Annotated in this window: 11 protein-coding genes, 1 tRNA gene and 1 other RNA gene; 5 read left to right on the top strand and 8 right to left on the bottom strand. The window is 67.8% G+C overall.

The genetic code is table 11. The features are described from left to right. Positions 1-7: 7 nt before the first annotated feature. From M3G03_RS01550 to M3G03_RS01530, 5 genes are all read right to left on the bottom strand, one after another. Entirely contained in the window at positions 8-838 is an 831-nt protein-coding gene (locus tag M3G03_RS01550) for an ABC transporter ATP-binding protein (RefSeq protein ID WP_259807583.1), read from the bottom strand. Next, a complete protein-coding gene (locus M3G03_RS01545) occupies positions 828-1724 on the bottom strand; it encodes an ABC transporter ATP-binding protein (RefSeq protein WP_259807582.1) in 897 nt (298 codons plus the stop codon). Before M3G03_RS01545 ends, M3G03_RS01550 begins: the two co-directional genes overlap by 11 nt. Continuing rightward, complete coding sequence (locus M3G03_RS01540; protein ID WP_259807580.1) at positions 1721-2827, bottom strand: ABC transporter permease; 1107 nt, start codon at positions 2825-2827, stop codon at positions 1721-1723. The genes M3G03_RS01545 and M3G03_RS01540 overlap by 4 nt, the downstream gene beginning before the upstream one ends. Next, complete coding sequence (locus tag M3G03_RS01535) at positions 2820-3815, bottom strand: ABC transporter permease (RefSeq protein ID WP_259807579.1); 996 nt, start codon at positions 3813-3815, stop codon at positions 2820-2822. Before M3G03_RS01535 ends, M3G03_RS01540 begins: the two co-directional genes overlap by 8 nt. Positions 3816-3955: 140 nt before the next feature. Continuing rightward, a complete protein-coding gene (locus M3G03_RS01530) occupies positions 3956-5635 on the bottom strand; it encodes an ABC transporter substrate-binding protein (protein ID WP_259807577.1) in 1680 nt (559 codons plus the stop codon). A gap of 309 nt (positions 5636-5944) precedes the next feature. Between M3G03_RS01530 and M3G03_RS01525 the strand changes: the two genes are divergently transcribed. From M3G03_RS01525 to recR, 3 genes are read left to right on the top strand one after another with little or no spacing between them, the layout of a single operon-like run. Further along, positions 5945-7246: an anhydro-N-acetylmuramic acid kinase gene (locus tag M3G03_RS01525; protein WP_259807575.1), complete on the top strand. Its 1302-nt coding sequence runs from the start codon at positions 5945-5947 to the stop codon at positions 7244-7246. Continuing rightward, entirely contained in the window at positions 7246-8205 is a 960-nt protein-coding gene (locus tag M3G03_RS01520; RefSeq protein ID WP_259807574.1) for an N-acetylmuramic acid 6-phosphate etherase, read from the top strand. Before M3G03_RS01525 ends, M3G03_RS01520 begins: the two co-directional genes overlap by 1 nt. A 54-nt stretch (positions 8206-8259) precedes the next feature. After that, on the top strand, positions 8260-8859 hold the full coding sequence (gene recR / locus M3G03_RS01515; protein WP_259807573.1) for a recombination mediator RecR: 600 nt from the start codon (positions 8260-8262) through the stop codon (positions 8857-8859). Between the two features lie 33 nt (positions 8860-8892). On the opposite strand, the gene M3G03_RS01510 is transcribed toward recR, so the two are convergent. The 3 genes from M3G03_RS01510 to ffs all read right to left on the bottom strand — a co-directional run bounded on the left by M3G03_RS01510 (position 8893) and on the right by ffs (position 11978). Next, complete coding sequence (locus tag M3G03_RS01510; protein ID WP_259807572.1) at positions 8893-9204, bottom strand: YbaB/EbfC family nucleoid-associated protein; 312 nt, start codon at positions 9202-9204, stop codon at positions 8893-8895. Between the two features lie 76 nt (positions 9205-9280). Next, the gene (locus M3G03_RS01505) at positions 9281-11674 is read right to left on the bottom strand and encodes a DNA polymerase III subunit gamma and tau (RefSeq protein WP_396121859.1); all 2394 of its coding nucleotides are present in this window, start codon (positions 11672-11674) and stop codon (positions 9281-9283) included. 207 nt (positions 11675-11881) lie between these two features. Continuing rightward, an RNA gene (gene ffs, locus M3G03_RS01500) (signal recognition particle sRNA small type) lies at positions 11882-11978 on the bottom strand. 282 nt (positions 11979-12260) lie between these two features. Between ffs and M3G03_RS01495 the strand changes: the two genes are divergently transcribed. Together M3G03_RS01495 and M3G03_RS01490 are read left to right on the top strand one after the other, a co-directional pair. After that, positions 12261-12647, top strand: a complete 387-nt coding sequence (locus tag M3G03_RS01495) for a molecular chaperone TorD family protein (RefSeq protein ID WP_259807570.1) — start codon at positions 12261-12263, stop codon at positions 12645-12647. 20 nt (positions 12648-12667) lie between these two features. Further along, positions 12668-12755, top strand: a tRNA-Ser gene (locus M3G03_RS01490). The last annotated feature ends 229 nt before the right edge of the window (positions 12756-12984 follow it).

Raw genomic sequence — 12984 nt, 5'->3', positions numbered from 1 at the left:
CGTCGCGTCAGCTCCCTGTGGTGGCCAGGTACTCATCGTGCACCTGGCGCTTCATCCGGCCGTGGTGGGACGGGTCTGGAGCGGCGTCCAGAAGGGTCCGGGTGTAGTCATGCTGCGGGTTGAGGATGACCTCGTCGGACGGTCCTCGCTCCACGATATTGCCCTTGAGCATGACCATGATCTCGTCGGAGAAGTGTCGTGCCGTGGCCAGGTCGTGGGTGATGTAGAGGACGCCCAGGTTCTCCTCGCGCTGCAGCCGAGCGAGCAGGTTCAGCACCGAGAGCCGGATCGAGACGTCCAGCATTGAGACCGGTTCGTCGGCGATCAGGTAGCGGGCACCCGGAGCGAGGGCGCGGGCGATGGCAACGCGCTGGCGCTGGCCTCCCGACAGCTCATGGGGACGCCGGTCAGCCATGTCCGGGGACAGGTTCACGCGAGCCAGCAGCTCCTCGACCTTGGCGCGAGTCTCCTCGCGTCCCCTGGTCTTGTGGTGGATGAGCAGCGGACGCTCAAGGTGGTGCGCGATGGTGTGGTAGGGGTTCAGCGAGGCGAACGGGTCCTGGAAGACCATCTGGACCAGGTTGCGGTACTTCTTGGCCTCCTCGCCGCGCGCGGTGGACCGGACCCCGTCGAGGGTGATCGACCCGGAGGTCGGACGCTCGAGGCGCAGGATCATCTTCGCGATGGTGGACTTGCCCGATCCGGACTCCCCCACCAGGGCGACCGTCTGGCCCGGTTCGATGCTGAAGGACGCGTTGTTGACCGCGACCAGGTCGGAGGACTTCAGCCCCTTGCGGATCTTGAACTTCTTGGTGACGTCGGTGACCTCAAGCGTCATCGGAGGTGCCTCCTTCGTGGGAGCGAACGAACCCGCCGCGCTCACCCAGCAATGACGGGAAGGAGCTCAACAGCTTCCTGGTGTAGTCGTGCTGGGGGTTCTCGTAGATCTCCTCGGCGGTGTTGATCTCCACGATCTCGCCCTCCTTCATGATCGCGACGCGATCGGAGATCTCCAGCAGCATCGGCAGGTCGTGGGTGATGAAGATGACCGCGAAATGGAACTGCTCGCGCAGGCGCATGATCTCCCGCAGGATCCCGCGCTGCACCACCACGTCGAGGGCAGTGGTGGGCTCATCCATGATCATCACCTGCGGGCGCAGGGCCAGGGCCATGGCGATCATGATGCGCTGGCGCATGCCGCCGGAGAGCTCGTGGGGGTAGGCGGTGAGGCGGGACTTGTCCACGCCCACCATCTCCAGCAGTTCCTCGGCGGCCGCCTTCTTCTCAGCCTTGGTCATGTCGGGGCGATGGGTGGAGAAGACGTCGAACAGCTGCGCCTTGATCGAGATCACCGGGTTGAGGGCGTTCATCGCGCCCTGGAAGACCATGGAGACCTTGTCCCAGCGGAAGCGGCGCAGCTCGTCGTCGACCAGGCCGGTCACGTCGATGTCGGTGCCGTCCTTGTCGTGCAGGGTGACCTGCCCGTCGTGCAGCATGGCCGGTGGCTTGAGCAGCCGGTTGAGGCCATAGGCCAGCGTCGTCTTGCCACAGCCGGACTCTCCGGCCAAGCCCAGGATCTCGCCACGGTGCAGGGTGAGGGAGACGTCCTTCACGGCGCGCACCGGCGGGGTGACCTCGTACTCGATGGTCATGTGGTCGGCGGTCAGCACCGGGGTCCGCGCGGCCAGGTAGGCGTCGTGGGCCGGGGTGGTGAGCGGCTTCATCGCGTCTCCTCCTCAGTGGTGGACGCCGTCGCGGTCGCGCGGTCGGCGACGGATGCACCCGAGGCACCCCGGGCGCCGGCCAGGGCCTTGGCTCGGGCGTTGCGACGGGCCTCCCTCTCGGCGCGGCGCACGCTGCGCACAGCCTGCGGGGCATTGCGCAGCTTGGGGTTGATGGTCTCGTCGATGGCGAAGTTGATCAGGGAAAGACCACAGCCGAGCAGGGCGATGAGCGCACCCGGAGGAACGAACCACCACCAGGCCCCGACGTGGAAGGCGTTGTGCTGGGAGGCCTGGTTCAACATGGTGCCCCAGGTGATCGCCCCTGAGGGGCCCAGACCGAGGAAGGACAGGCCTGCCTCGGACAGGATCGCCAGCACCACGGCGGACAGGAACATGGCGGCCAGCAGCGGCAGCAGGTTCGGCAAGATCTCCACCAGGATGATGCGGTGGGTCTTCTCGCCGGCAACCCGGGAGGCTGCCACGTAGTCTCGCGTCCTCAGGGATTTGGCCTGGAGGCGGAGCACGACGGCGCCACCGGCCCAGGAGGTGAAGCCGAGCACCAGCGCGATCAGCCACATCGAGCGGTTCTGCAGGTAGGAGGCGATCACGATGACCAGGGGCAGGCCGGGGATGACCAGCATGATGTTGGTGATCAGCGAGAGCAGCTCGTCGACGAAGCCACCCATGTAGCCGGCCACGATGCCGAAGAACAGCGACAGGGTGACCGCGATGAAGCCGGCTGTGAGGCCGACCAGCAGCGAGCCGCGGGCGCCCTCGGCGACCTGGGCGAGCAGGTCGGCGCCCAGGTTGTTGGTACCCAGCAGGTGGGAGCCGCTCGGCGGCTCGAAGGTGCCGTTGTCGTAGCTGCGCGGATCCTGGGTGAAGAAGGAGCCGAACAGGGCGAACAGCACGATCGAGATCGTCAGGAACAGCCCCAACGCGAGCTTGAAGTCCATCCGGGGCAGGGTGAGGCCCAGGACCTTGCGGGGGCCGGTCTTGCGGCCGTCCGCGCCGGGGGCGGTGGGCGTGGCGGACTCGACCGCCTGGTCGACCGGGACGGCGTCCTCGATGAGGGTTGCGGGGTTCGTGGTGGGATCAGACATTGTTTCGCGCCCTCGGATCGATCAGGCCGTAGATGAGGTCCATGAGGAAGTTGGCGGCCAGCACGGTGACGGTGATGACGAGGAAGACGCCCTGCATGAGCGCGTAGTCCTTGTCCTGCACCGCGTTGATCATGAGCTTGCCGACACCGGGGTAGGTGAAGACCTGCTCCATGACGATGGAGCCTGCGACCACGAAGCCCAGCGTGATGCCGAAGCTGGCCATCGAGGGCAGCGCAGCATTGCGGGTGGCGTACCAGGTGAAGATGCGGCCCTTGGTCAGGCCCTTGGCCTCGGCGGTGACGACGTAGTCCTCCGAGAGGGTGGAGACCATCATGTTGCGCATGCCGAGCACCCAGCCGCCGACCGAGGCGATGATGATCGTCACCGCGGGCAGGACGCCGTGGTAGACGGCGCTGCCGATGAAGGCCCAGCTCCATTCGGGGCCGGCCGGGAAGTCACGCAGGGAGTAGCCACCGATGATCGGGAACCAGCCCAGGGCGACCGAGAAGTAGGCGACGAAGATCAGCGCCACCCAGAAGTAGGGCACCGACTGCAGCAGCGTCATGCCCGGGATCAGCGCATCGGCGATGGTGCCACGCTTCCACCCGGCATAGGCGCCAATGCCAACCCCCAGAAAGAACGAGATGATGGTGGCGGTGCCGACCAGGATCAGCGTCCAGGGCAGGGCATCGGAGATGAGGTCGCTGACCGGTGTGGGGTATTTGGTGATCGAGACGCCCAGGTCGCCCTTGAGCAGGTTGCCCCAGTAACGGACGTACTGCTCCCACAGGGAGGCGTCCTTCTCACCGAAGACGAGGTCGATCGAGCGTTCCATGGCGGGGGTGATCTCACCGCCGCGTCGCATGAACTTGTCGATGAAGATCGACCGGGCGTCGCCGGGCATCAGGCGCGGCAACAGGAAATTCAGCGAGATCGCAGCCCACAGGGTGACCAGATAGAACGCTATCCGGCGCGCATAATACTTCACGGGAATGGGTCCTTCTCACAGGTGGATGGACAGGGATCCCACGCGGCAGGGCCCAGCCTGGAACAGCTGGGCCCTGCTGCTGGAATGGTGGGGTGGACGCCGGCCGGGGGCTCAGGCAGGCTGCCCCGGCCGACGTCGGCTTACTTGTAGCTCACCTTCGACAGGACGTAGGCGGCCTGCAGGCCATCCCAGGAGGCGGGGAAGGCGTAGAGGTCTTCCTCGCTGGGCCAGCCCTGGAAGTCCTTCTGGTTGAAGAAGGTCTGCGAACCGCCGTGGAACATCGGGATGTAGGGGACGTCCTCGACGATCGCCTGCTGGATGACCGCGTAGGCCTCCTTCTTGATGCCCTCATCGTTGGTCTGGGCTGCCTTCTTGACCGCCTCGTCGACCTTCGGGTTGGCATAGCGTGCGAAGTTGGTCTGCTTGGGGCCGAGCGCGGTGCCGACCTTGGTGGTCGCCTGGGTGGTGAAGTAGTTCAGGTAGAGCGTGTACGGGTCGGACACCGGGGTGCCGAACAGTGCGGAGATGATCATTTCGAACTTGCCGTTCTGGCGCATCTCGGTGTATTGGTCCAGGGTCACGGTCTCGGCCTTGACCTGGATGCCGGCCGCCTTGGCCTGGGCCACCATCAACTGACCGGCAGCATTGGCGTCCGACCAGCCCTCCACGGAGGCGACGGTGAAAGAGGCCTTCTGGCCGCCCTTGGCGTAGATGCCATCGGAGCCTAGCTTGTAACCGGCGTCCTCGAGGATCTTCTTGGCGCCGGCGACGTCGGCCGAGCCCGGCACCAGCTTGGGCAGGCCGTCCTTGATCCACTTCTCGTCACGCCCGGGCAGAGTGAAGGTGGGAGCGGCGAGGCTGGCATGACCGTAGTAGGCCTTCTTGTTGATCTCGTCCCGGTTGAGCGCCTTGCTGAAGGCCTGGCGGACGGCCTTGTCGGTCTGGGCACCCTTGCAACCGTACTCGGCGTTGGAGCAGGTCAGGATGCTGATCGGGTTGGGAGAGCTCATGTGCAGGTACCCCAGGCGTCCATTGCCCGTGAGGGTCTTGGGGTCGGGTACGAACATGGTCGAGTAGTCGAGCTGGTTCGCCTTGAACAGCGACTCTGCGGTCGAGCTGCCGTCGATGCCCAGGTACTGCACTTCCTTGATCTTGGGGCGCTCCGGATCCCAGTACTTGTCGTTCTTCACGACGTTGTAGGAGGCGTCGGTGATGGCCTTCAGTTTGAAGGGGCCGGTGCCGACCGGGTCCGTGGCGTTGGTGAAGGTGACCAGGTCCTTCTGCGAGGAGAAGACGTGCTTGGGGACGATGTAGGTCGCGCCCAGGAGGGCGTACTCGTTGGTGAACTGCGGATCCTTGAAGGTGAACTCGATGGTGTTGTCGTCGACCTTCTTGACCTCGTTGACGTACTCGAGCTTCACAGCCTCGTTGGTGAAGGAGTAGATGACGTCGTCAGCGGTGAGGGGCTTGTCGTCGTTCCACTTCACGTTCTTGCGGAGCTTCACGGTCAGGGACTTGCCGTCCTTGGACCACTCGAAGCTCTCACCGAGCATCGGCATCGGGTCGCCGACCTTGGCCTTGTTGTAGAAGAACAGCGGCTCATAGATGGAGCCGAGCGTGCCCGGCAGGGCCGTGGGCGAGTAGGGGTTGAAGTTGGCGACGATGGGGGTCTGGGAGCCGGAGAAGATGGCCAGGGTCGGTCCGCTCCCGCCTTCCCCACCCTTGCCCTTGTCGTCGTTGCTGCCACAGGCAGAGGTGGCCAGCATCGCTGCCGCGAGCGCCACGGTGGCCGCCTTGCGCCAAGCCCTCTTGGTCAACATCATCGTTCCTCCCAAGTCCTCAAGCTCCCGGGGAGGCGCCCTGCTTGCGCTCACCCTCGGGGTGCGACACCCGTGTCGCCGGTTGCCCTCGAGCGTAGGCCCGCCTCGAGATCAATGTCAAGCATTTTCGCGTGCTTCCGGCTGTAGGGGAAAGTTTCCTGCTCATCAGTTTGGCCCGTCATTTCAGGTATGCCATACCCTTGGCGGCGAGAGTCGTTGACCCCGATAGGGGGCGGGGGTAACCTTCCTTCATCACCTGAGGTAAAGGGGTTCCCTACGAGAGGGTGAACCCAAGAAGCGGAGTTCACTGTGGCATCTCCCTCCCGACCGACCCCTGACCGGGCTCGTGGCGAGCGCGATGACCTGCGTGTCCTCGGCATGATGTCGGGTACCTCGGTGGACGCGATCGATGCCGCCCTGGTCGAGTTCTCTGTGCAGGGTGCGACCTTGTCTGCGCGTGTGGTCGGCTTCCGCGAGATGTCGATGCCGGACGCCTTGCGGGAGGAACTGCTCTCGGTTCTTCCGGGCGGTTCCGGTGATGTCGAACGCGGTGGGCCGGCACAGTGGTGCCGGCTGGACACCGACATGGGCCAGGCCTATGCGAGGGCAGCTGTCGCGGCGTTGAAGGAGTTGGGCCCGGCGGACCTCGTCTCGATGCACGGGCAGACACTGTTCCACTGGGTGGAAGGTGGTGTGACCCGTGGGAGCCTGCAGATCGGCAACCCGGCGTGGGTGGCCGAGGCCACCGGATTGCCAGTGGTCAGCGACCTGCGCTCGGCCGACATCGCCGCCGGCGGGCAGGGGGCTCCGTTGGCCTCGACCCTGGATGCCCTGTGGCTGCGCGGAAGTCAGTCGGCGGCGCTGAACCTGGGCGGGATCGCGAACCTGACCCTGGTGGACGGCAGGCGGGTCCTCTGTGGCGACACCGGCCCGGCGAACTGCTTGATGGACGCCCTCGCGATGCGGGAGTTCGGGTTGCCGCATGATGCCGAGGGCCGGATTGCGGCCTCGGGGGCTGTGGACCACGGCGCGCTGGAGGCACTGATCGCCGACCCCTATTTCGCGCAGCCGATGCCGAAGTCGACGGGGCGGGAGTACTTCCATCTGGGCTGGCTCAGCGACCGGCTGGCCGGTATCGGGCCGCTCTCCCCCACCGACCTGATGGCCACGGTTGCCGAATTGACCGCGCGCAGCGTGGCCGACGCCCTGGCTCGCGCCCGGGCGGAAGGCTGGGCCATCGAGCGGCTGGTGGCGTCCGGGGGTGGCACGAAAAACCCTGTTCTGATGCGCCGCCTGGAGGCGCTGTCGGGAATACAGTGTGCACGGAGCGACCAGCTTGGTGTGCCGTCCCAGGCCAAGGAGTCGGTGCTCTTCGCCCTGCTCGGCTGGCTTGCAGTGCACGGGCTGTCCGGCACCGTGTCGGGCACGGAGGGCCCGGTCACCGGTGCACGGGCCACCCGCGTGTTGGGGTCGCTCACCCCCGCCACACCCCTGAACTGTTCACCCCCGACCCTTGCACCCCCGACCCATGCACCCCCGACCCATGAACCACTGAACGTGAGTCACATGACAGAGCTGGCAGAGCTTGTCATCGTCAGAGAGGACACCTGATGACCAACCCCGAGCAGCTCACCTGGTCCACGGAGCAGCGCAGCCCGGACACCGTCGACATCGACACCCTGCCCACTGCGCAGGTCGTGGAACGGATCGTCGCCGCAGACGCCGCCGTGCACGGGGCAGTGGAGGCCGTGGCCGCCGACATCGCGCGGGCCGCCGACCTGGTGATCGCCTGCCTGTCAGCCGGGGGCACCGTCCACTACGTCGGTTCCGGGACCTCGGGCCGGATGGGCATCTTGGATGCGGTCGAGCTGCTGCCGACCTACCACGTCGGCAGCGACCAGTTCCAGGGGCACCTGGCCGGCGGTGCGGGTGCGATGGTGAAGGCTGTCGAGGGCGCCGAGGACGATGCCGACTCCGGCGCCGAGGTCGTGAGCGGGGCTGGCGACAACGACCTGATCATCGGTCTGGCCGCCAGCGGTCGGACGCCCTACGTCCGCGGGGCGCTGGCCGCTGCCCGGGAGCGCGGGCTGGGCACGGTGCTGGTCTCGTCCAACCCGAATGCCCCGCTCGCCGAGCTCGCCGATGTGGCGATCCTGCCCGACACCGGGCCGGAGGTGGTCACCGGGTCGACGCGGATGAAGGCCGCGACGGCTCAGAAGGTGGTGCTCAACACCATGTCGACGGCGGCGATGATCCGGTTGGGCAAGACGTACTCCAACCTGATGATCGACATGATGCCGACCAACGAGAAGCTCAAGGCGCGCTCGGTGCGGATGCTGCAGCAGGCCACCGACGCCGACCCTGCTGCCTGTGCGGCAGCACTCGAGGCGAGCGGCGGGGAGGTGCGGGTGGCGCTGGTCTCACTGCTCGCCGGGGTGGAGGCGTCCGTGGCTCGGGACGCGGTGGCGGCGAACCCGACTGATGCGGGGCGCTCGGAGGACCCCTCCGGGATCCGTTCTGCCGTGGAGGCAGCGCGCGCGGCGGCCGGAAGCGTCGGGTCGGCGACGTAGACTGGGCGGGCCCTGCCGCGACCGGCATGGGGACGCCCCACCGCAGGAGATGACGTGTACGAAGGCCCGATCCAGGACCTGATTGATGCCCTGGGCCAGTTGCCCGGGATCGGCCCCAAGAGTGCCCAGCGGATCGCCTTCCACCTGCTTGATGCGCCGGTGGAGGATGTGCACCACCTGGCCGACACCCTGCGCGAGGTGAAGGCGCGGGCCAAGTTCTGCGATGTCTGTTTCAACGTCTCCGAGGACGAGCGCTGCCGGGTCTGTCGCGACCCGCGTCGTGACGCGACGGCGATCTGCGTGGTCGAGGAGTCCAAGGACGTGATGGCCATCGAGCGGACGCGGGAGTTCCGCGGCCTCTACCACGTGCTGGGGGGCTCGATTTCGCCGATTGATGGGCGTGGCCCCGCTGACCTGCACATTCGTGAACTGTGCATGCGCCTGGGCGACGGGACGGTGGAGGAGGTCATCCTGGCCACCGACCCCAATGTCGAGGGCGAGGCGACCGCTGCCTACCTGTCACGGCTGCTGCTGCCGATGGGCGTGAAGGTGTCTCGCCTGGCCAGCGGCCTGCCGGTGGGTGGCGACCTCGAGTACGCCGACGAGGTCACCCTCGGCCGGGCACTCGATGGTCGCCGCTATGTGAATTCCTGAGCCTGTTCGGCCCGGGCTGGGAGGTTGCTGGGCTCAGAAGCCCAGGCCGCCCGGGATCTGCGGCATGGCGGCCGCGGCTGCCTGCTGGGCCTGACCGTTGGCATCGCGGACGGCAGCGATGACCAGGTCGGCGAGGGTCTCGGTGTCCTCCGGGTCGCAGGCCTCGGGCTTGATGGACAGCGCCGTCAGCTCGCCGGTGCCGGTGACGGTCGCCTTGACCAGGTCGCCGCCGGCGGAACCGGTGTACTCCGTGGACGCCATCTTCTGCTGCGCCTCGGCCATCTGGGCCTGCATCGCCTGGGCCTGCTGGAGCAGGGCGTTCATGTCCATGCCTTCGGGGAACATGCGGATCCTTTCGGTGGTGGTGCCCCCATCGTAGGAGGCGTGTGGTGTCGCAGGTCGGTGGAGGGGACGCTCGGGGTTAACGCTGTTCCTGCTCGATGATCTCCCCGCCCAGCTCGCGCAGGATCAGCTCGACGGCATCGTCGCCGGCCTCGTCGAGCTCCACGTCATCGCGCGACTCCCCGGCGTCCTCAGGGCGCGCCTGGGCGCCGTTGGTCTGGGTCAAGGGCTGACGTGCTGCCGCCCGGGCGGCCTCGCTGAAGCGGTGGGGCTGCTCCGGCTCAGGCTCCTCGTCGGGAGGCGGCGGCACCTCGTCATCGTGGGGCGGGGGCTCGTGCGGGTGCAGCGGACGCTCCTGCGGCGCGTGCTGTTGCGTCCGCTGCTCGGGGTGGTGTCGCTGCTGGCTCGGGCCGCTGGCGTTCCCCGACGGGCCGCGCGGGCCGTCGCCGTCGCCGGTGGTGATGATCTTGAGGTCGGCGCCGAGGGTCTCGACGATGGCATCCCGAAGCAGGTCGTGCGAGCCGGAGCTGTTGAAACGGTCGCGGGCGCCGGGGTTGGCGAAGGCGAGGGTGAGCACGCCGTTCTCGACCGAGGCGACCTGCGCGTTCTGGCTGAGCAGGATCCAGGTGAACCTGCGCCGCCTCTGGACCTCATCCAGCACGCGCGGCCATTCCTGGCGCATGCGGGCGGTGTCGATGGTCCCCGCGGGGGCCGAGTTCGACGGCTGGCCGCCCCGCAGGGCCACCACGTTCTCGGGGAGGTTCTCCCCCCGCGATGGCGGGGGCTGGGCGGGGCGCTGCCGGGCCGGTCGCTGACGCGGCGCGTCCTGGGAGGGCGGCGCGGTTGGCTGGGTTGGTGGCCCCTCAGGCTGTGCAGGTCGCTCGGGCTGCTGGGTCGGCGGTGTCTGCTGCTCGTGCGCCGCAGGACGGGTGTCGGTCCACTCCTGACGAGGCTCGGGGGCGGGCTGCTCCTCACGGTGGGTGACGGGCACGCCGCCCTCGGCCAGGCGGCGCTCGAGCCGCTCCAGCCGGGCGTGGATGCCGCGATCATCGACGTCGGCCCCTGGCAGGAGCACGCGGGAGCACATCAGTTCCAGGTGGAGGCGGGGGGCGGTGGTGCCGCGCATCTCCGTGAGCCCCTCGGCGATGACCTCGGCGGCGCGGGTGAGTTCGCCGGCTCCCATGGCGGCCGCTTGCAGGCTGAGGCGTTCGGCCTGGTCGCCGGAGACTTCGATCAGGCCGGAACTCACCGCGTCCGGAACAGCAGCGACGATGACCAGGTCACGCAGGCGGTGCAGCAGGTCCTCGGCGAAGCGCCGTGGGTCCTGGCCGACCTCGATGACCTTGTCGATGGTCGCGAAGACGCCCCGACCATCGCGCGCGGCGAAGGCGTCCACGATCTCGTCCAGGAGGGCGTCCGGGGTGTAGCCCAGCAGCGCGGCAGCTGACTCGTACTCCACGCCGTGCTCCCCGGCGGCACCGAGCAGCTGGTCGAGCACAGAGAGCGAGTCACGCACCGAGCCCGCGCCTGCGCGGACCACCAGCGGCAGCACCTCCGGGTCGACGTTCACCATCTCCTTCTGGCACAGCGTGGAGAGGTGGTTGACCAGCACCTTCGGCGGGACGAGCCGGAACGGGTAGTGATGGGTGCGGGAACGGATGGTCCCGATCACCTTCTCCGGTTCAGTGGTCGCGAAAATGAACTTCACATGCGGCGGCGGCTCCTCGACCAGCTTCAGCAGCGCGTTGAAGCCGGCCGTGGTGACCATGTGCGCTTCGTCGACGATGTAGATCTTGTAGCGACTCTGGACCGGCGCGAAAAAGGCGCGTTCACGCAGGTCACGGGCGTCCTCAACCCCACCATTGGAGGCGGCGTCCATCTCGATCACGTCGATGGAACCGGGGCCGCCGCGAGCGAGGTCGAGGCAGCTCTGGCACTTCCCGCACGGGACGGGCGTGGGGCCCTGCTCACAGTTGAGCGAGCGGGCCAGGATGCGCGCGGAGGTCGTCTTGCCGCAACCGCGCGGGCCGCTGAACAGGTAGGCGTGGTTGACCTTGTTGTTGGTCAGCGCGCGCTTGAGCGGTTCGGTGACATGCTCCTGCCCGATCACCTCGTCGAAGGTGTCGGGGCGGTAGCGGCGGTAGAGCGCCAGCGGGGCCGCGACCTCTTCTGTGGGACGCTGCGCTCGGGGCTTCGAGCTGGGCGCTGCGAGCGGCTGCGGCTCGGGCTGGGGTGGTGTCGCGGCAGCATGGGCCGGTTCGTCGGCGACTTCGAGTGCGGGCTCGCCAGCGGGGGCAACGGCAGCGTCAACGGAGGCCTCGTCAGGCTCGTCGTCGAAGAGACCCGGCCCCTCCTGGGTGACCGGCTCGTCGAAGAGGCCCTCCCCCGGTTCGTCCCAGGGCTCGACCTCCGGGTCGTCGCTGTCGTCGTAGGTGTCGTCCACGTCGGCAACTCTAGACGAGGGGTATGACAGGGCTTGCCGCCTGTGGACGCAGGGTGAGCCGGCAACGGCCGGATGGCCGCTCGGCCACCGCTCGCCCACCCCCCAGGCGCGTTTGCTTGAGTTGTCTGTACCTGCTCGGACATACCGCAAGCAGGAGCATGGAACCCGGGCAAACCGGTGAAGGCGGAGGGGCGCAGTCCAGACGCCAGGAAGACCCGGGGGCGAAGGCTGGAGACATGAAGGGGCCCCCCGCGCACCCGAAAGAGCTCACTTACCCTTGCTGTCTTCCGACCCTGGGGGGGTTGGGCGAGATATCGCCGCACGAGGGACCTTCATCCAGTGTAGGGCACCCGGCCAAGGGGGTCGAACGGCCGTCAGCCCAGCCGATCCCGCCAGTGCTGCGGGAGGGCGGCGCGGACGTGTTCGGGCAGGTGTGCCCGGAACGGTTCGGCCACGCGTCGGCGACAGGGATCGCAGTGGGACTGCCCCCGCGGAATGGTCGCCCGGCACCTGTCGCATTCCCTGGTGTCGAGTCTGGCGAGCGGGATCGGTCGGCCCGCGATCACCGGCTCCCAGCCCAGACGCCCGGTCACAGTGATGGCATCAACGGGGCAGGATGCCACGCAGTCCCGATCACCGAGACCTCGATGAGCTCCGGGCGTCGGTGGTCGATGCGGCACCGTCTGACGTGCTGGGGGCGGTCAACCAGGAGCCGGACGATCACATCGGGCTGGAACTGGCCTTCATCGGCGAACTCTGCGTCGCGGCGCTCCGGGCGTCCGAGGGCGGGGATGTCGGCGGCCAGGCTGCCCTGGTGGACGCCGTGGCGCGCTTCGTGCACGATCACCTGGCGCGCTGGGCCCCACGCCTGGCGGAGCTGGTGGTGGAAGGCGCCCAGACGGCGCTCTACCGCGCGTCCGGGTACCTGCTCGCAAGGACGGTCGAGGAACTCGCGAGGCTGTTCCCCCGGTCGGGCGAGGGCCAGTTGGCCTCTGGGGCATGACCTCGGTTATGCTGGACGACGGAGGATTCGCCTAGAGGCCTATGGCGCTCGCTTGGAAAGCGGGTTGGGTTCACGCCCTCACGAGTTCAAATCTCGTATCCTCCGCCATACGGGACGCCCCCGCCGGATTGATCCGGCGGGGGCGTTGCAGCATCTGGGTGCACTCGTCGTCACCGACGCGCCCGCCCCATCCACAGGCCCCGCGCCATCCACAGGCCCCGCCCACTCCGCAGGCCCGCCCACGCAGGTGAACCTGCTTCATCCAGATGAACCTGCTGCAGCAGGGTCAGATCCACAAAGAAGGTTCATCTGACAAAACAGAGTCGGCGGCCACCCC

The sequence above is a fragment of the Aestuariimicrobium sp. p3-SID1156 genome (assembly GCF_025144225.1).
Lineage (GTDB): Bacteria > Actinomycetota > Actinomycetes > Propionibacteriales > Propionibacteriaceae > Aestuariimicrobium.
This window is presented reverse-complemented; position numbering and strand designations above follow the sequence as displayed.